At 34.2% G+C, this 18,296-nt stretch carries 17 protein-coding genes and 1 pseudogene; 10 read left to right on the forward strand and 8 right to left on the reverse strand.

The features are described 5' to 3' along the window. The first annotated feature begins 33 nt into the window (after positions 1–33). The gene (locus GTK47_RS12640) at positions 34–792 is read left to right on the forward strand and encodes a DJ-1/PfpI family protein (RefSeq protein WP_165123656.1); all 759 of its coding nucleotides are present in this window, start codon (positions 34–36) and stop codon (positions 790–792) included. Positions 793–873: 81 nt separating this feature from the next. Continuing rightward, complete coding sequence (locus GTK47_RS12645; protein ID WP_165123658.1) at positions 874–1,473, forward strand: sugar O-acetyltransferase; 600 nt, start codon at positions 874–876, stop codon at positions 1,471–1,473. A 51-nt stretch (positions 1,474–1,524) separates the two neighbouring features. On the opposite strand, the gene GTK47_RS12650 is transcribed toward GTK47_RS12645, so the two are convergent. Then, complete coding sequence (locus GTK47_RS12650) at positions 1,525–2,292, reverse strand: GNAT family N-acetyltransferase (protein ID WP_165123660.1); 768 nt, start codon at positions 2,290–2,292, stop codon at positions 1,525–1,527. Positions 2,293–2,301: 9 nt separating this feature from the next. Then, positions 2,302–3,414: an FAD-dependent oxidoreductase gene (locus GTK47_RS12655; RefSeq protein WP_165123662.1), complete on the reverse strand. Its 1,113-nt coding sequence runs from the start codon at positions 3,412–3,414 to the stop codon at positions 2,302–2,304. Positions 3,415–3,962: 548 nt separating this feature from the next. Here GTK47_RS12655 and leuE point away from each other — a divergent pair. Next, positions 3,963–4,610, forward strand: a complete 648-nt coding sequence (leuE, locus tag GTK47_RS12660; RefSeq protein ID WP_165123664.1) for a leucine efflux protein LeuE — start codon at positions 3,963–3,965, stop codon at positions 4,608–4,610. Positions 4,611–4,688: 78 nt separating this feature from the next. Here leuE and GTK47_RS12665 read toward each other — a convergent pair whose 3' ends face one another. After that, a complete protein-coding gene (locus tag GTK47_RS12665) occupies positions 4,689–5,711 on the reverse strand; it encodes an ArsR family transcriptional regulator (protein WP_241256020.1) in 1,023 nt (340 codons plus the stop codon). A 316-nt stretch (positions 5,712–6,027) separates the two neighbouring features. On the opposite strand from GTK47_RS12665, the gene GTK47_RS12670 reads away from it, so the two are divergent. From GTK47_RS12670 to yqfB, 3 genes are all read left to right on the forward strand, one after another. Beyond that, positions 6,028–6,636 (forward strand): DNA-3-methyladenine glycosylase, encoded by a 609-nt coding sequence (locus GTK47_RS12670; RefSeq protein ID WP_165123666.1) that lies wholly within the window; start codon positions 6,028–6,030, stop codon positions 6,634–6,636. A 77-nt stretch (positions 6,637–6,713) separates the two neighbouring features. Next, positions 6,714–7,562: a bifunctional DNA-binding transcriptional regulator/O6-methylguanine-DNA methyltransferase Ada gene (gene ada, locus GTK47_RS12675; RefSeq protein WP_165123668.1), complete on the forward strand. Its 849-nt coding sequence runs from the start codon at positions 6,714–6,716 to the stop codon at positions 7,560–7,562. A 61-nt stretch (positions 7,563–7,623) separates the two neighbouring features. Further along, positions 7,624–7,944 (forward strand): N(4)-acetylcytidine aminohydrolase, encoded by a 321-nt coding sequence (gene yqfB / locus GTK47_RS12680; RefSeq protein ID WP_165123670.1) that lies wholly within the window; start codon positions 7,624–7,626, stop codon positions 7,942–7,944. A 58-nt stretch (positions 7,945–8,002) separates the two neighbouring features. Here yqfB and GTK47_RS12685 read toward each other — a convergent pair whose 3' ends face one another. The 3 genes from GTK47_RS12685 to GTK47_RS12695 all read right to left on the reverse strand — a co-directional run bounded on the left by GTK47_RS12685 (position 8,003) and on the right by GTK47_RS12695 (position 11,860). Then, positions 8,003–9,751 carry an ABC-F family ATP-binding cassette domain-containing protein gene (locus GTK47_RS12685; RefSeq protein ID WP_165123672.1) on the reverse strand — a complete coding sequence of 583 codons (1,749 nt, stop codon included), beginning with the start codon at positions 9,749–9,751 and terminating at the stop codon, positions 8,003–8,005. A gap of 370 nt (positions 9,752–10,121) precedes the next feature. Then, positions 10,122–11,297, reverse strand: a complete 1,176-nt coding sequence (locus GTK47_RS12690; RefSeq protein WP_165123674.1) for an MFS transporter — start codon at positions 11,295–11,297, stop codon at positions 10,122–10,124. A gap of 137 nt (positions 11,298–11,434) precedes the next feature. Further along, complete coding sequence (locus tag GTK47_RS12695) at positions 11,435–11,860, reverse strand: MerR family transcriptional regulator (protein ID WP_165123676.1); 426 nt, start codon at positions 11,858–11,860, stop codon at positions 11,435–11,437. A 202-nt stretch (positions 11,861–12,062) separates the two neighbouring features. Here GTK47_RS12695 and ddlA point away from each other — a divergent pair, with 202 nt between their 5' ends. Then, complete coding sequence (gene ddlA, locus GTK47_RS12700; protein WP_165123678.1) at positions 12,063–13,163, forward strand: D-alanine--D-alanine ligase; 1,101 nt, start codon at positions 12,063–12,065, stop codon at positions 13,161–13,163. A gap of 25 nt (positions 13,164–13,188) precedes the next feature. Continuing rightward, a pseudogene (locus GTK47_RS12705) lies at positions 13,189–13,576 on the forward strand (VOC family protein). Between the two features lie 56 nt (positions 13,577–13,632). On the opposite strand, the gene GTK47_RS12710 reads toward GTK47_RS12705, so the two are convergent. Next, a complete protein-coding gene (locus GTK47_RS12710) occupies positions 13,633–14,508 on the reverse strand; it encodes a DMT family transporter (RefSeq protein WP_241256021.1) in 876 nt (291 codons plus the stop codon). A gap of 181 nt (positions 14,509–14,689) precedes the next feature. Here GTK47_RS12710 and GTK47_RS12715 point away from each other — a divergent pair, with 181 nt between their 5' ends. After that, positions 14,690–16,024 (forward strand): PLP-dependent aminotransferase family protein, encoded by a 1,335-nt coding sequence (locus GTK47_RS12715; RefSeq protein WP_165123682.1) that lies wholly within the window; start codon positions 14,690–14,692, stop codon positions 16,022–16,024. A gap of 67 nt (positions 16,025–16,091) precedes the next feature. Here the strand turns inward: GTK47_RS12715 and GTK47_RS12720 are convergent, their stop codons facing one another. After that, on the reverse strand, positions 16,092–17,180 hold the full coding sequence (locus tag GTK47_RS12720) for an alpha/beta hydrolase (protein WP_165123685.1): 1,089 nt from the start codon (positions 17,178–17,180) through the stop codon (positions 16,092–16,094). Positions 17,181–17,728: 548 nt separating this feature from the next. Between GTK47_RS12720 and GTK47_RS12725 the strand changes: the two genes are divergently transcribed. Further along, on the forward strand, positions 17,729–18,106 hold the full coding sequence (locus GTK47_RS12725; protein WP_241256022.1) for a lysozyme inhibitor LprI family protein: 378 nt from the start codon (positions 17,729–17,731) through the stop codon (positions 18,104–18,106). Positions 18,107–18,296: the final 190 nt, after the last annotated feature.

Raw genomic sequence — 18,296 nt, forward strand, 5'->3', positions numbered from 1 at the left:
ATTTTACTAACCAGTACAAAATAGGAAAATAAAATGAGTCATAATGAAATGCTATATGGAAAGAATATGCCTTCAATCATTAAGCTTGTTGAAGAAGGGCGTAAGCAACAAGCCAAACCTCTTAAAGTCGGTATCTTTGTTTGCCCTGGCTTTATGCCTATGGATATTAATGGTGCTCAATCAGTATTTACTATTGCAAGCGCAGAAATCTATTTTATATGGAAAAATAAAGAATTAGTTGAAGGCTATATTGGCTGGCCAACAATGCCAACTATGACTTTTGAAGAATGCCCTGAAGATCTAGATGTATTAGTGGTTGGAATGGTGCCACCAGAGATTGTTGAAGATGAACAGACATTGGCGTTCTTCGCCAAAATGGGTAATAAAACTCGTTATGTCATTGGTACATGTTATGGCTCTTTAGTTTTGGGGGCTGCTGGATTATTAAAAGGTAAGAAAGCGACCAGTAATTCTAATGTTGTTCCGATGTTACCTGATATGGGAGCGATAGCAGTAGAGGGAAGTGAGGTTGTTATTGATGGCAATATTTATACCTCAGGGCCAGCAACCGGTTCATTCGACGCTTCATTATTAGTATTAGAACAACTGTTAGGCACACCTTTTGCTCAATTAGTTGAATTAGCAATTGAATATGATCCCCGTCCTCCTTTTGGCACAGGTTCACCTACTTTAGCAGGACCTGAAATGACCGCTATTTCACAAAGCTTAACCGCTAATTTAAATGCTCAATTTCATCAAGCAGCACTTAATGGACTTAAAAAGCACCGTTAATTTAAGTTAATAAACGCTAGAATAAGGAAATAGATATTGATGTTTACCTAGACTGTTTTATTGCAATTTCGGAGTATTACAATGACAGAATACGAAAAAATGGTATCAGGCAATCTTTATCATGCCAGTAAAGATAAAAGTTTAGAGCCACTTAGAGTAAAAGCGCGTGAAATTATTTATGATTTTAATATGACGCGTCCTTCTGACGTTGAAAAGAGAAAGGCATATTTAAAACAGCTTTTAGGAAAAACGGGCAATAATTTCACTATTGAGCCACCATTTCATTGTGACTATGGCCAGTTAATTGAAATTGGCGAAGCGTTTTACGCTAATTTTAATTTAACGATATTAGATTGTGCATCTGTAAAAATTGGACACAATGTGATGTGTGCGCCTAATGTTAGCATTTTAACTGCAACTCATCCGATTGATCCTGAAATACGCAGTAGTGAACTTGAATATGCATTACCTATTACTATCGGTAATTCGGTATGGCTAGGCGCAGGATGTATTATTTTACCTGGTGTAATTATTGGTGATAACTGCGTTATTGGTGCGGGCAGTGTAGTAACAAAATCTATTCCCGCTAATTGTGTTGCTGTTGGCAATCCTTGTCGTGTGTTAAGACAAATTAGCGATAAAGATAAACAAGATGCTGAGAAAAGGCTTAGCCTTTATTAATATAAAAAATAGGCTCAACAAACATGATTGAGCCTATTCATATAGCTGCTTTTATTCTTTAATAAAGCTGAGGTAGTTAAAGAGCGATTTAAAACCAAATTTACGGTATAGCGCTAAACCATCGGCTGATGCATCTAAGAAGCAACGTTCAACGCCTTGTTCGCGGCAAAACTCTAAAACATGTTTAATTAAATGTGTTGCATAACCATTGCCTTGATAGGCAATATCTGTCCCAATATCATCAAAACGCGCTAATTTATCATGAATTGTTAACGTTAATGAAGAAACTGGCTGACCATCAACTAATAACGCGTAATGGAAGATAGCAGCGCCATTATCTAACGCTTTCTGGTGATAACGAATATACTCATTAACAATCGTATCATCACTATCATCTCCCACTGGGAATGCCGTTTTTAATGGATGAGCCCACTGTTCAAGGTTGTGATTGGTTAAAATAATATCGCAAGGATTATTTTTATAAGAAGGGAATACTGCTTCTGATAATGTTAAATACATTGCGGTTGTCATACCATCACCAGTATAACCTTCATTTTTTATTATCCCTTCAAATTCAGGTAATAATGATTCTGGTAATACCAAAATATGATCTTTTTTCTGCGAAGTAAAAAGGGTACTGGCTTGCTGGAATGAGTTTTCTGTTGCGCCTTGGCGTAAATAAATAAAGTTAAAAATGGCCGCATCCATTGGAGTCATAAAGCAGTGAGTATGATCACCAATACGAATATTATTTTCACAAATTTCTGACCAAAAGGCTTTTTCTACTATTTTAAATTCTTTATACAGTTGTGCATCCATAATGGTTCTCTAGCTGAATCGTGATACGCGATAAGGCGTTAATAGAGGTTCCGCTTTTTCGTAAATAAGTTCTTGTGCAACTAATTCACATAACAAAGGTGACAATGTCACGGCAGCGTGCATAGTAACAAGATATAATCCCTGATAAGGAGATATTTCTCCAATAATTGGCATTTCATCTTTAGGCATAGGTCTTTCACCAACAGCGACCTGTTTTATTGTTAGTTTACCTGTTTGTGTAAAATTATCATAAAAAGTCGCTTGTGCATGACATGCAATACGCTCAGGGTGATGTTCATCACTATTATCAATGTAATCTTCAGCTGCAATAATCTCATTTTGAGCAAAGTGACGTAACTCCATCTCTGGTGTGGAGATGATGCAAGGTAAAAAAGGGCGTTCTGCATCCGTCATTAATTTGAGTAAAATACTTGGCGATGAATATAAAGGTAAATCAATACCTTTTTCTGATAACAACGCTAAAGTGCCAACACCCGCAGTTAAAATAACATGGTCAGCATGCATTTTAGCTTGCATTGTTTCTACGCCGATAATGCGATCCCCATCTTCTAATAAGTGAGTAACTTCCGTGTTCGCGTAGTATTTCACACCCATTGCTTGAGCTTGTTGTAATAACACTTTAATGACGTGAAGTGGATCTACAGCACCTTCATCACTCGCGAATGCAGCTAATTCAGGCGGTTGAGATAATTGAGGTACTTTATGAAGTAATTGTTCTTTATTCAATGCTTGAACATTAAAACCCGCTTGATTATGTGATTGAATAAATTGAGCAGTTTCTTTATCAGATGACATCCAGCTTATAGCGCCAGACCAATCAATATTTAGTTTTCCTAGTGTCTTTTTATCCAGCTCTCGCCAGCAATGAATAGCCTTTGCTCGTAATTGTTGATAAGCATCGGGACGCCCGTAAGAGACATTTAACCAAGCAAATGAGGCACTTGTTGCTCCGAGCCCAGCATTTGCTTTATCTAATAAGATAATCTGCATGTTACTCATTTTTGCAAGATACCAAGCTTGCATGACACCAACAATACCAGCACCAACAATAATAATTTTCTGTTGAGATTCTTGAGGTAACGATGAGGTATTTAAGCCCATTTTATTCTCTTAAACTGTAATCAGGAGTAGGGTGTTTCTTATGCTAAAAATAAAAAACAAGATAGAATAATGGTTTTAGTAAATATAATCTTCTTTATCCTCTCACTTTTCGTGCTAATTAATTCATTAAATACTAATAAAAATACTTATTTTTCATAAAATTAATGAATGAGACTGTTTTAATTTTAAAAGTGACATATCGTTCAAGATCACAAAAAGAATAATGAACCATAACACAAAATAAACAATAGGATATTACGTCCAAATTTAAGCGACAATGCAGTTTATAATTCTATCGACCACGATTTTTATCAGACGTTAAATCCGTAGAAAATTTAATTTCAGCATCATACTATAACGCACATTCAAACTGGTTTTTTAATCTAAAATCGAACACAAAAAAAGACTTACAAGCTGCCTTTTGCATATAAAAGCAGAGTAATTAACTTATCTTATGCTTATATAAAGATTATTGTTTTACAAAGAATTTATTATGGATATGATAGCTCATATATTCAGCATGTTATTTTTTAAAAAAAAGGCGTCGTATGTTAGAAAGTATCGGTATTTCAAATATTTGGACATACCTTTTAGGCGTTATTTTTATTACTTTAATACCAGGTCCAAACTCGATTTTCGTCCTTACTTCCAGTGCGAAGCATGGCGTAAAAGGGGGGTATAAAGCCGCTCTTGGTGTTTTTACGGGTGATGCATTATTAATCTTTTTGGCATTTTTGGGGGTTGCTTCATTAGTCAAGACTTCACCCGTCTTCTTTATTGTCATTAAATATGCTGGTGCTCTTTATTTAACCTATTTAGGGTTGAAAACGTTATATGCAACGTTCCAAAAGAAAAAAGAGACACCAGAGCAAGTAGCTGAAGTAACAGTAAAAGCAAAAGATGGTCTTTATGTTAAGGCGTTATTTTTGAGTATGCTTAACCCAAAAATGATCATTTTTTATGTTTCTTTCTTTATTCAGTTTATCGATCCTAAATATGAAAATGCAGGCATTCCATTCTTTGTATTAGGTGTGATTTTAGAGATATGCAGTATGCTTTATTTATCAGTTCTTATTTTTGGCGGTGTTGCTATTACTAATAAAGTAAAACATAACAAACGATTAGCTTCATTATCAAATAGTTGTATTGGTGCAGTGTTCTTACTTTTTGGCGCCAAACTGGCATTAACTGCATAATCTTTATCTAAATTAAAAAGCCACTTTTGAAAGTGGCTTTTTTTGCGACAAATAAATGACAATCTCTATCCCAATAGATTATTTAATAACAATTTCTAATATTGAGTTATAAGTTTCTGTTTTAATCACTTTATTAATTTTTAAATCCGCTTGTTCGAGTAACGTAATAAACTCTGCCTCTGTACGCTCACCTGATTCAGGAAAAGCACACATACAGAGAAGATCCATATATTTAGCCATATCAGGTACATTCTTTTTAAAAATAACCGGTTCAATAATAAGTATTTTTGAATTAGGTTTCATTGCGTTGCGGAAATTTTTAAAAATTTTAATAACACTTTCATCATCCCAATCATGAATAATATACTTTATTAAATAAATATCAGATTCGGGATACTCTCCAAATAAATCTCCTGATATTAAACTCCAGCGGCTGTCATCATTTAATTCAGTCAACAACGTTCTTTCCAACACATGAGGTCTATCAAATAATTGTCCCTTTAAAGTCGGATTTTCTTTTAATACATTTAATAACAATCCGCCTAATCCACCAGCAATATCTGTGATTGTTACATTTTCAGGAAATTCATAATGTTTGATAATAAAATAATTTTCTATCTTTGAAAGAGAGCTCATACCAGATTGAAAATCATGATCTTTTCTTACATTATCTTGCCAGTATTGATAAAAGCTTATGCCATAAAGATTTTCAAAGGCTGGATTACCTTGCACGGATTCAGTGATATCACCGACAGGCCTCCACAGCGTCTCATTTGTCAGCATTAAAATGGCATCACGTAAACTATATTCATGATCACTTAATAAAAAAGTGCCCATAGGAGTAAGTGAATAACTTTGATTTTTTAATTCATAAAATATTTTCTCAGAAGCTAACATTCTTAATATTCTATTTAATGCAGATGGTGACGAATTTGTTTTTTCTGCTAATTCATTAATACTTTTAGAGCCATTTTTTAATAAATCCGCGATATTTAATTTGACTGCAACTCTTAACGCGGCAGGAATAGTAAAGCTCATTGCTTTCTTCATTACTGCCAGCGCGTCAGCTTTGTTTTGTGAATCGAGTGTATAATTTTTCATATTAAATCATGTAATTACAGAGTAACTAAGAATTGACCTAAGTAAAAATTCAAAAAATCAAATAAAGTATAGGTGGTAATTTAAACTTGGTGTTTTTATATTTTTATAACTTTTAATATTAAATTTAAAATTATAATTTTTAAATGTGATGATATTTTTAATTGACTAATTTTTTCTAAAAAGTTTATTAAGTTCTTTGACCTTTGTTACCCATGATAAAAGGTATGAAGTTCAGAAAAAGCAAGAAATGGAGTGCGTGATACACTTGTTTTCACGTTATACTGACATAAATATTCTATTTAAATTAAGTTAACTTATGTACTTTCAGTATGGCGAAACAGAGATAAACACATTAAAAAAACGCGATAAGCGCTTAGCTGAACTCATCGAAAGAATGGGCGAAATCAAACGTCCATTAACGCCTGATCTATTTACAGCATTAGTTAAAAACATTATTGAACAACAAATTTCGGTTTCTGCTGCCACAACTGTTAATCAGCGGTTGCTCAAATTATGTGAAGGTATTTATACACCAGAACGTATTGCAAAATTATCAGAGCAAGAGATACAACAGTGTGGCATGACAATGCGTAAAGCTGGTTATATTATCGGGATTGCTGACGCCGTTATTTCAGAAAAATTATATTTAAATCAAATCCCTAACATGACAGATAAAGAGGTTATTGATACTTTAATTCAATTAAAAGGTATTGGGGTTTGGACTGCCGAAATGCTATTAATTTCCTCACTTAATCGACCAGATATTTTAAGTTGGGGGGATTTGGCTATTCAACGCGGGATCATGCGTCTTTATCGTCATAAAACATTAGATAAAGCACGCTTTGAACGTTACCGAAAACGCTATTCACCCTATGGTTCTACTGCGTCGCTTTATCTATGGGCATTATCTAAAGAGACAGAGTAATTAAGCAATAAACGGAGTTCTTTGTTAATTATGTCTGCCGATAATAGCCATAATTCTGCATTTAAAGGGCTACCATAATGGAAAATAAATATAATCAACTTATTGAGCAAGCTTGCCGTTTTATTGAAAAAAATAATGGTGATGTGTCGCTTACCTGTATTGCAGAGCATGTGATGGCAAGCCCGTATCATTTTCATCGCTTATTTAAATCAATAATGGGGATCACGCCAAAAGATTATGCTAATGCTTACCGCCAAAAATTAATAAAAAAAGCGTTAGTTCAAAATGGCAGTATTACAGATGCGATTTATCAATCAGGATTCAATGCCAATAGCCGTTTCTATGAAAATGCAACAGCAATATTAGGAATGACACCAACAAATTGGCGTACAGGTGGTAAGAATATTGCTATTTTCTTTGCTATCGCTCAGTGCTCTTTGGGAAGCATTCTTGTGGCGCAAAGTGAAAAGGGGATTTGTGCCATTATGTTAGGTGATAATGCCGAGCTGTTATTAGAAGACTTGCAAAAACAATTTCCTCTAGCTGAATTAATTGGTGCCAATGAAGAATTTGAGCAAGTCATAGCACAAGTTATCGGTTTTATTGAATTACCTAAACAACCTCTATCTTTACCTCTTGATATCCAAGGTACCGTATTTCAACAAAAAGTTTGGCAGGCATTATTAGATATTCCTTTTGGTAGCACAATGACTTACCAAGAAATAGCAGACAAAATTGGATCACCCAAAGCATATCGAGCAGTTGCTAATGCCTGTGCAGCTAATAAGCTAGCAGTTGCTATTCCATGCCATCGTGTTATTCGACAAAATGGTGAATTATCTGGCTATCGTTGGGGGATTGAGCGTAAGGCTAAGTTGCTTCAGACGGAGGCATTAAATAACTCATCAACGGACAAAAAAGAATAAAAAGTAGTTATTGCATGATAAGATAATCAGCAAGTTATTAATAAATTTATGAGTCAATATTATGTCGGTAGTACCAACAGAAATTACTTTTTTTGAACGTTTAATTCCTTCCATTCTTGAAGAAAAAAAAGTGATTACTATCCGAGATGAAAGTGAAAGTGATTACAAACCGGGAAGCATTGTTGAATTATTTGCTAATGAACATCGTACTCATTATGGAAAATTGAAAATCATAGCGGTGTCGCCTTTACATTATGATGATATCAATGAGTATCATGCACAGCAGGAAGGTATGACACTTCCAGTTCTGAAAGCACTTATCAAAGATATTTACCCGTCAACGCAATCTTTATATCTGATTGAGTATCAGTTGGTAAAATAAGAACAAATAAAAAAGGATCACATTGTGATCCTTTTGCTTAAACAAAATCTTATCTATCTTAAATTAACTTAAGTAGTTTCTTTAGCTGGTTAATTTCTAATTTCCATTGCGCCTGCAAAGCAGGTTTTTGATGGTTAGTTTTACGCGCCAAATCAGCCTCTAACTTCTCTTCTAGCTCAATTAACTTAAAAAGTTTTGCATCATCATCATGATGTGAAACTAATGAAGATGATGAGATATCCTGCAAGTTATTGAGCTTATCCATTAGCAAAGTTTCAGGCATTTCTTCTTCTGAAATAAGCTGATAAATGGCTTCAATATCATGATGTTCTGTTAAAACACCGTTATGAATATACCAAAAGCGATTACAGCTATTTTCAATCAACTCCCTATCATGGCTAACTAATAAAACACCACCAGGAAATTGACTAATTTGCTCAGCTAATGCCTTTTTACCTTCCATATCAATATGGTTTGTAGGCTCATCCAACATTAATAAAGAATAGTTCGCTAAACTCAGACCAACAAATAATAAACGAGCTCGTTCACCACCGCTCAAAGTACTCACTTTCTGCCCATGGCGCGTATAAACAAAACCAGCACTAATAAGTGCCATTTTTCTCTGTTCATCCGTTAATGGTGCAAAAGGTTTTAATGCATCAGAAAGGGTATCATTGTCAATTAATTGCGCAATTTTTTGATCGTAATAACCCAATTCAACTCGGGGGTGTAGCTTTATTGCATTTTGTTCACTTATTTCAGCTAAGCTTAATGACCAAATCATCTTTAATAATGATGATTTGCCTGTTCCATTGGCACCAATTATTGCTACTCGATCACCACTTTTTATACGCTGATTTTCAACAGTATATAAAATAGGGGCATTTTCGGCAGGAATAACAGCAAGTTGATTTAATTCGCAGAGCCTATCAGCTCGTAATGCCGTTCCAGAAAACTGCAGTACCCATTGATTTCCAACCGTTACTTCAGTTTGTTCATCTTTTAAACGAACAATATGTTTTTCCATCTGTTTGGCTTTACGAGATAAATTTTCGTTATCATAAACGTGCCCCCATATTGCGAGTTGCTTCGCACTTTGGGCTATTCTATCTATCTCTTTTTGTTGCGCATCATGACGGTGTTGCGCACTAATATCTTGCTCTTCTTGTGCAACTCGAGCTTGAGAGCAGGGTAATCGAAAGATAGATAGCGATTTATCACGAATGATCCATGTACAATTCGTCACGTTGTCTAATAACGTATTATCATGTGAAACCAAAATGAAGCTACCACGCCACTGCTTTAAAAATGTTTCCAACCATAAAATAGTGGGTAAATCGAGGTGGTTACTTGGTTCATCAAGTAATAATAAATCAGGCTCAATAATTAACGCTCTCGCTAATAATAAACGAGTATGTTGACCACCACTTAATTGCGAAACGAGTAGATCTTTTTCGTGAAGTTTAAATCCCATTTCACTCAGCAATAACTCAGCTCGCCAACCTTCAGATAATCTGTATTCTTCTGATAATTTATGAAGTACAGCATCCATTAAAGTCATTGACTGTAATTCAGCGGGTAAGTGCTGTTCTATATATGCCATAACCGTTTGATTAGCGACGGAAATAGCACCTGAACTTGGTGATAATTGATGTGAAAGTAATTTTAATAAAGTACTTTTTCCACAACCGTTATAACCAATTAAACCAATCTTCTCGCCTTTAATCAGTGCTAAAGAAATATCGTTTAATAATAAACCGTGATTATTATGGAAAGACAGATTTTGTGTAGATAATAATGTGCTCATAGCTTACTCATTTTTAGGCGTAACAACGCCTTGGGTAATATCAAGCGATAACCCTGTAAGCTGAGGAGAGGTAATAGTTAACGTCGCTCAGGCAGGTTAACGCAGTAAAATACTGTGAGAGCCTGAGCTGTGGCGATTACCAAAGAAGTGTGAGTATTCAATAAGATCACACAAAAGCATAATTAGCCTCCTTCTCTAAGTTTAAAAGTTAATCGGTAATGTAATTCTATCAAGATAGGTTTCTGATATGCAATCCTGTAAAAAAACAAAAGGTATCATTTTGTGTGAAAGTCCGCTATTTAAGCGGACTTAAGATAATTATGAACAAATAAAGAACAATTTTTACCTGTCATAAATTTATGGGGTTACACTATTGTGTCGTAACAGGTAAATGTCTCCGCAGTTTAATTGCTGTTAATAACACACCTATTGCAACGGCAATACCAACAATATTGGTGCTTTGCCAACCTATTAAATAAAAAACAACACCACCGGTAATACTTCCTAATGCACCTAAGAAAAAAATCAAAAAGTCATTAGTTCCTTGTACTTTTGCTCGTTCATGAGATAAGTATGTTTTAGATAGTAAGTGTGTAGAGCTAATTAAGTTCAAGTTCCATGAAATACCAATTAAAACAAAGCTAATAAGATAATGATAAAAGCTGTTACCTTGTAAATTGATACTTAATACAATGATTAATAATAGTATCGCAGTGAAAAAGAAGATTTTAATTCCAAATCGATGAATAAGTTGTCCAGTAATAAAAGAGGGTGCGAACATACCTAAAATATGACATTGGAATACAAAAGCAATTGTGGCAAATTCAAAACCATTTTGCTTCATCGATAAAGGGATCGCGCCAACCATATACACAACAACTCCATAGCCTAATGCACTAACAATAGTTACTAAAAATAATAGTGGCTGGCTATATAATTGATAATAACTTCTTGGTTTTTTATCAATTTCAGTTTTTGTTTTTACACTCTTTTTCAGTGGGATTTTTAACAATAATCCAAACGCTAAAATATAAATGACACTCAGTGCTGTAAATGGCCCAATAAACGGATAATCGGTAAAAAGTTGTCGTGTTGCAACGGCTAAAGAGGGTCCGATAATAGCAGCAACAATACCGCCACTCATAACTAAGCCAATAGCTTTTGCATGCATATTAATGGGTGTTTCTTCAAGCGCAGCAAAACGATATTGTTGTGCTGTACCAATAGCAATTCCCGTAAAATAAGTACCGAAAGAAAACAGCACTAAATTATGATAATAGATGCCTGCAATAGATAATAATGCTCCAATTAGTCCACCGATATTACCAATAATAAAACCAGCTTTACGTGAGTATTTCATCATAAAGTGAGCCATTGGAATGGTTGCTGAAATTATTCCAATATATTGACTTAATAAGGGAACCGTTGAATAAATAGGATCTTTGGCTAATTGTTCACCGACAAGAACAGCAACAGAAAGTACTAATGCATTTCCTGTTGTGAAAAGAGCCAAAGAAAATGCCAGCCACCATACTGATTTAGGCATAGAGATCTCCATTGATGCGATAACTAGATGAAAGAGATACGCATCTTACAACTTGAAGTTAACTTCAAGTCAATAGAGAAATAAAGATGATGAAACTGATTAATATTTAATAAAATATGATAGAAAGAAGATGACGATTATCTTTTATTCGTTCTCTTTTTCAGGCTTAAGGCTAAGATCTTTTGAAAGCGACTGCACTGAAAGTGGTTCTCTTCGGGACATACTTGAATATGTTCTAACCCCTTTTTAAGACGTTTAAGTTCATTGATTTTATTATCAATTTCTTCAATTTTCAGATGAACAATATTTCTATCGATTGTTGGTATTCTTTGGTTGGCGCTAAGTTGGGCTATCTCATCTAAAGAAAAATGGGCTTGTTGTGCTAAAGAAATTAATGCTAAACGACTCAGTACATCACGATGATATACACGCTTAATTCCTTTGCGTCCTATCGAATTAATAAGTCCTTTTTTCTCATAATAACGGATTGCAGAAGAGGCGATGCCTGTTGCTTTTACGACCTCAGTAATATCCATTTCAATCGGTTGTTTTACATCAGCCATGGTGTTTACCTTATGCCAATAGAATTGTTGTCGTTATTGAGTCGTTATATCTTGAAATAGTGACGTTTTAGCACTCTAAATCATAGAATTTCATCATTTTATCGTAATTTTTCGCAGATAAGAACTATCTACCTACATCGGGGGTTTTTATCATGATATATTGCTACCTATTCGCTATAGCTGTCCTATAAAAGGTTAGAAAATGAGTAAATTAAGAGTCGCTATTATTTTTGGTGGTAAATCCACAGAACATCAAGTTTCATTACAGTCAGCAAAAAACATTATTAATGAATTAGATCGAACGAAATTCGACCTTTGCTTAATCGGTATTAATGAACAAGGTCAGTGGCATGAATATTCAGAAACTGACTATTTACTAAATAGCGATAATCCTAAAACCATTTCATTAAGCAAACCTTTAAGAGCGGTTGCTATTATTCCTGGTAGTGTAAAAGGCCAATTTATTTCACTTGAAGATGGTCAAGCATTACCTCAAATCGATGTTGTATTCCCAATTGTTCATGGTGCGTACGGTGAAGATGGCACACTCCAAGGCTTATTACACATGATTGATATGCCTTATGTAGGGCCAAATATCATGAGTTCAGCAGCGTGTATGGACAAAGATATTACTAAACGCCTACTTGATGGTGCAGGATTGGCGGTTGCTCCATTTATTACTATTATGGCGCATCAAATTAACGACATTCCTTACAACGAAATGGTTCGTCAATTAGGACTTCCTTTATTTATTAAACCTGCCAACCTAGGTTCTTCTGTAGGTATTAGCAAAGTTAATAATGAAGAAGAGTTTAACGCGGCATTAGAAATGGCCTTTGAATACGATCTTAAAGTGATTGTTGAAAGTGCGATTGAGGGCCGTGAAATAGAGTGCGCTGTTTTAGGTAATGAAGCTCCAGAAGTTAGCCCTTGTGGTGAAATCGTATTAAACGATGCTTTCTATGCTTATAACACAAAATATATTGATGAAGATGGTGCTAAAGTCGTTGTTCCAGCAGTAATGGATGAAAATACGAGTTTGCATATTCGCCAAGTTGCCTTAAAAGCATACCGTGTTCTTAACTGCTTAGGTATGGCTCGTGTTGATGTGTTCTTAACACAAGATAATCGTGTTGTGATTAATGAAATAAACACACTGCCTGGCTTTACCAATATCAGCATGTATCCAAAATTATGGCAAAGTGCAGGTTTAGGCTATCAATCATTAATTACTAAATTAATTGAGTTGGCACTCGATCACCATAGAAAGACAGCAGTTTTAAAAACAAAGTGTGAGCTTTAATTAATATATAAAAAGTGAGAGCCTGATGAAAATTGCACAGCTTGACCATCTGGTATTAACTGTTGCTGATATTCAGATAACCTGTGATTTTTATCACCGTGTATTAGGCTTTAACGTTGTTACGTTTAAAGAAGGGCGCAAAGCTCTCACTTTTGGTTCTCAAAAAATAAATCTTCATCAAGTGGGAAAAGAGTTTCTTCCCAAAGCGGCAAAACCAACCGCAGGTTCGGCTGATTTGTGTTTTCTAACACAGACACCGTTATCAGAGATTATTGAACATTTAAATCAACAAGGTGTAAAAAATAGAAGAAGGGCCTGTTCCTAGAACGGGGGCAACTGGCGCTATTATGTCGGTTTATTTACGTGATCCTGATAATAACTTGCTCGAAGTTGCCAATTTAATCGAAGAGTAAAACACGCAAACATGGTTGATTAGCGTGTTTTTTTAGTTTTAACTGTTTGATTTTAATTAGGCATATTTTCTTGAGCCAGCAACACAAAAAATAACGCCAATAGTTACTAATAACATCAATAAATTGACTGATTCATGAAGTAATACAGCCGCTAAACCTAATCCAAAGAAGGGTTGTAATAATTGAAGTTGTCCTACTGCTGCGATCCCTCCTTGTGATAATCCTTTGTACCAAAATATAAAACCAATCAACATACTAAAAAGCGAAACATAACCTAAGCCTACCCATGCTGATACACTAATTGTTGCAAGCTCTTCAGGTATGAGAATAAAGCTAAGAATAAGCATTGGAGGTAAGGATACAATTAATGCCCAACATATAACCTGCCAACCACCTAATGCTTTCGTTAAAGTCGCACCTTCAGCATAACCTAAACCACAAACAATCACTGATGCTATCATTAATAAATCAGCACTGATTGATGACGATCCACCTTGAGAAATGGCATACCCCATCACTAATAAACTACCAATAATAGAAAAAAGCCAGAAAATAGGGCGAGGCTTTTCACCCCCACGTATTACTGCAAAAATTGCCGTAGATAACGGTAATAAAGCTAAAAAAACAAGGGAGTGTGCTGAAGTTATTTCTTGTAGTGCAATAGCCGTTAATAATGGAAAACCAACAACAACACCTAATGAGACAACAGTTAATGAAATCCACTGTTTAAACGTAGGTAATTTTTCTTTATATAACAGTAACATTGCTAAAGATAATAATCCTGCAATCGTTGCTCTCGCTGCGGTTAAAAATAAAGGTTCGAAACCTAATACAGCCGCTTTTGTTGCAGGTAAAGATCCACTAAAAATCACCATACCTATAAACCCATTTACCCAGCCATTTGTCCGCTCTTTTTGATTAATTTGCTGCATACTATTTTCCATTTTTATTATGATAAATTTTAATAAAAAACAATTTATTACAGTTTTCGTAATAGCAGCAGATATATAAAAGTCTATTTATATAAAGCTTGTATCTACGATGTAACTTGCTGAATCCCATCTTATGGAACACAATTATGACAATCAAATAATTGTCATGGATACAATTTCTATGGTTCAGCCCCGTTATAAATCTTTAGTTGATAAATTGGCGAATGAGATCCGTATAGGAAAATTACTACCAGGTACACGTTTGCCAACACATCGGCATTTAGCCGCAGAGCATAAAATGTCTCTTGCAACGGCAAGTCGTGTATACGCTGAGTTAGAAAGTATGGGCTTGATCATTGGTGAAATAGGAAGAGGAACTTTTGTACGAGAATTATCGCTTCCGATAAATCATGGAATAGAAAATCCTACAGCAGCAGATATGCTGGATCTTAATTTCAATTATCCCTCATTGCCTATTCAAGCTGAACTATTACGTACCGAGCTAAAAAGATTAGCGACATCAGGCGAAATTGAATCATTACTTCGCTATCAGCCACATAGTGGGAAATTACACGATAAAATAGTGATTTCTCAATATCTTAAAAATAAAGAAATCACGGTTGAACCTGAAAATATTATTATTACTAACGGTGCACAACAAGGTATTGCGATTACATTATTAAGTGCTTTAAAACCAGGAGATGTTGTCGCGGTAGATGCATTAAGTTATCCCGGATTTAAATTAGCAGCACTCGCTCATCATTTGGAAATATTACCCATTCCCATTACATCATCAGGTACAGATTTAGATAAACTGGAAGAGCTATGTAAAAAAAGGGCAATACGTGCACTTTATTGTATTCCTACACTACATAACCCAATGGGATGGGTATTAACATTAAAACAGCGACAACAATTAATTACTTTGGCAAGGAAATACCATTTCATGATAATTGAAGATGCGACTTATGCATTTTTAGTTAAAAAAGCACCGCCAGCAATTGTTACCTTGGCGCCAGATATTACATTTTATATTTCAGGATTTTCTAAGAATATAGCTTCTGGATTAAGAGTTGGTTTTATTGTTGCTCCTACAAATACTATTTCATCGTTAGAGCGATCAATGAGAGTAACAACATGGAATACACCCGCATTAATGACTTCCATTGTCTGCCAATGGGTGAAAGAGGGAATAGTTGATAAACTAGAACGTTTATTACGTAAAGATGCACAGCAGCGACAAAAAATAGTGAGTGAAATATTTGAAGGACTTACTTATATTCATCATCCAACCTCCTATTTTTTATGGATCCCTTTACCTGAAGAAGTTAGAGCCGATAAAATTGTTGCTTCATTACATCAATTACAAATATCTGTTGCCACTGCTGAGCCTTATGCCACAACAACCAACATTCCTCATGCAATCCGTATTGCATTAGCTTCAATTGATATTAATTTATTGCGTGATGCATTAAGAAAAATTAGAGAGATTATTGAGTATCAAGTTGATTTATAATGAAATGATGAAGCTTTTCACACTTTAACGCCTAAAGAGCGACTTTCATTTAGGCATTATCTACATTTTATCTTAAACTTATATTGCCACTCTCACATTTAAAATCAACATAATCAGAAGGTATTATTGCATCTTCAGTGATCCACGATGTTAAGTAATTTAAAGTATCAGAGGAATAGCTATCTCGTCCCTGATAAATAAAAAGCATCTGTTTCCACCAAGGCCATTGATTTTCTAATTGATAATTAAAAACTGGTGCTTTTAATAAGCCATGAGAGGCATTAGGAAATAGGGCAACTGTTTTATTTATCTGATTTTCTAATAGATTTTTATATAAACATGCATTTTTTGATGCATCTACATTAAGGTCTAACTCACCAAACATAGCCAGTACTCGTCCATTCATATAAGGTAAATCTTTAGATGAATCACTTAAATAGTTTTGGATAACAAAATAGAAGCGATCATCAGACATATCTCCCTGCGCTGAAATATCATGACTGCCATTAACACCAAATATACGATCATTTTGTTGCAGCTGCTCTGAGACTCTTCGGGTAATTTCCTTATCATTAACATTGTCTGCTTTTAAACGCACTCGGTGATAATAAGCACCTTGAGCTCGCCAGTTTACAGCCCCACCAATAATAACGGAAAAATCAGGTTTAGATTGTGTAGCTGCAATAGGAATAACCCATCCAGCCTGTGAAAATCCCAAATAACCAACTTTAATATCAGTATAGAAAAATTTCTTTTGAATAAGCTGGAAGGCTATTTGTGCTTCATCTGCTCTATCTTGCATAGATTGAAGTAACCAATTTCCTTGGCTTTCGCCCACACCAGCTTTATCCCATGTATACACACCAATACCAGCATCCAGCAAGCTATTAATTAATGGTAAATATCCACTATTAGAAAAGCGATCTTGAGCGCCATCGCCATGAACAAAAATTGCGATAGCTTTTATGTTGTTCTGATCCGGTAAAATTAATGTTCCAGACAAAGTATCTGTTTTAGAAACAAAATTAATCGGTGTTATCACTGATGCATGATCATCCAATTCGAAATCAGAATACTGACCACCACTAATGATAATCACAAAAATAAGAGTGATAAGCCCAAAATAAAACCAAATTGATTTGAAATATTTTTTCATAACTTGAAAAATCCACGATGGGTATATACCCGTAAGTATTATAAATAAATCATTTATGACCACATTTATATAATATGTACTAATTAGACTGATTAGTCTAATTTATTGGGGTGATTTTATTAAAATCTCCTTAAATAGAAACTGGTAAGATGAGTTACTTATTAAAGTAAAACTTATTAGATATTTTTAATAAAAATCTTTCAGCGCGAAAAAACAAACAATAGAATATAACCACTATTTTACTTATTTTTTTGTAAAAGACATTTATTGTTAAAGAAAAAAGATATTGAGTTATCATTTTTTTAAATTTGTATTAAATAAATATTTTCTCTAAACTAAATATCAGTATAATTACTCAAGGTTAAATATTGTTATCTAAACTGGACTATCTAAAATAGAGCACTTTTACGTTGTCTTCACGTAATTGTCATATAAGAAATATTGCTAAACTGATAAAGAACTTACTTTTTTTTTATCTTTTAAATTAAGTAGTAAAAAATGAAGTAAATATCTTTAGCGATATTTTCAATCAAAAAATGGACGGTGTGATGAAAAAACTTATCCTATTCGGTGCAATATCTGGCGGTATACTATTTTGGTCTATACATTTACAAGCAGATAATTTTGATTGTCGAAATGCAGCGACTCAAACTGAGATTAATCAATGTGTATATCAAGATTTTCAGCAAAAAGATGAAGAGCTTAACCGTATTTATCAACAATATTACGCTAAATTAGAAGGTGGTCGCAAAGATCAACTTAAGCAAGCACAGTTGGTTTGGGTTAATTTTAGAGACCTTTCTTGCCAATATGAAGCTGACTATTATCAAGGTGGTAGTTTAGCCCCAATGGTATATAGCAGTTGTTTAAAAGATAAAACAAAAGAAAGAATTAGCGATCTTAAAAATTATATTGCTCTATATTAAAGAGAAACTTTAAATCTAAAAAATATAAATATGAAAGACATATTCTTTTTATAATAGTCAAATAAGTATAGTGCTTAGTATGAAAATAATTTATTAATGATGTAATTGTAAATTTTGTATTATTTTGAAACATAAAATGCCTTGACTAATCACTGCTACAAAGTAGTCTGATGCACAAGTAATAAGCAAA

It is taken from the genome of Proteus sp. ZN5 (assembly GCF_011046025.1).
GTDB lineage: Bacteria > Pseudomonadota > Gammaproteobacteria > Enterobacterales > Enterobacteriaceae > Proteus.

Excerpts from the sequence above, each read along its gene's own strand:
- GTK47_RS12640 (WP_165123656.1), top strand. The coding sequence starts at position 34 with ATGAGTCATAATGAAATGCTATATGGAAAGAATATGCCTTCAATCATT.
- GTK47_RS12645 (WP_165123658.1), top strand. The coding sequence starts at position 874 with ATGACAGAATACGAAAAAATGGTATCAGGCAATCTTTATCATGCCAGT.
- GTK47_RS12650 (WP_165123660.1), bottom strand. The coding sequence starts at position 2,292 with ATGGATGCACAACTGTATAAAGAATTTAAAATAGTAGAAAAAGCCTTT.
- GTK47_RS12655 (WP_165123662.1), bottom strand. The coding sequence starts at position 3,414 with ATGGGCTTAAATACCTCATCGTTACCTCAAGAATCTCAACAGAAAATT.
- leuE (WP_165123664.1), top strand. The coding sequence starts at position 3,963 with ATGTTAGAAAGTATCGGTATTTCAAATATTTGGACATACCTTTTAGGC.
- GTK47_RS12665 (WP_241256020.1), bottom strand. The coding sequence starts at position 5,711 with ATGAAAAATTATACACTCGATTCACAAAACAAAGCTGACGCGCTGGCA.
- GTK47_RS12670 (WP_165123666.1), top strand. The coding sequence starts at position 6,028 with ATGTACTTTCAGTATGGCGAAACAGAGATAAACACATTAAAAAAACGC.
- ada (WP_165123668.1), top strand. The coding sequence starts at position 6,714 with ATGGAAAATAAATATAATCAACTTATTGAGCAAGCTTGCCGTTTTATT.
- yqfB (WP_165123670.1), top strand. The coding sequence starts at position 7,624 with ATGTCGGTAGTACCAACAGAAATTACTTTTTTTGAACGTTTAATTCCT.
- GTK47_RS12685 (WP_165123672.1), bottom strand. The coding sequence starts at position 9,751 with ATGAGCACATTATTATCTACACAAAATCTGTCTTTCCATAATAATCAC.
- GTK47_RS12690 (WP_165123674.1), bottom strand. The coding sequence starts at position 11,297 with ATGCCTAAATCAGTATGGTGGCTGGCATTTTCTTTGGCTCTTTTCACA.
- GTK47_RS12695 (WP_165123676.1), bottom strand. The coding sequence starts at position 11,860 with ATGGCTGATGTAAAACAACCGATTGAAATGGATATTACTGAGGTCGTA.
- ddlA (WP_165123678.1), top strand. The coding sequence starts at position 12,063 with ATGAGTAAATTAAGAGTCGCTATTATTTTTGGTGGTAAATCCACAGAA.
- GTK47_RS12710 (WP_241256021.1), bottom strand. The coding sequence starts at position 14,508 with ATGCAGCAAATTAATCAAAAAGAGCGGACAAATGGCTGGGTAAATGGG.
- GTK47_RS12715 (WP_165123682.1), top strand. The coding sequence starts at position 14,690 with ATGGTTCAGCCCCGTTATAAATCTTTAGTTGATAAATTGGCGAATGAG.
- GTK47_RS12720 (WP_165123685.1), bottom strand. The coding sequence starts at position 17,180 with ATGAAAAAATATTTCAAATCAATTTGGTTTTATTTTGGGCTTATCACT.
- GTK47_RS12725 (WP_241256022.1), top strand. The coding sequence starts at position 17,729 with ATGAAAAAACTTATCCTATTCGGTGCAATATCTGGCGGTATACTATTT.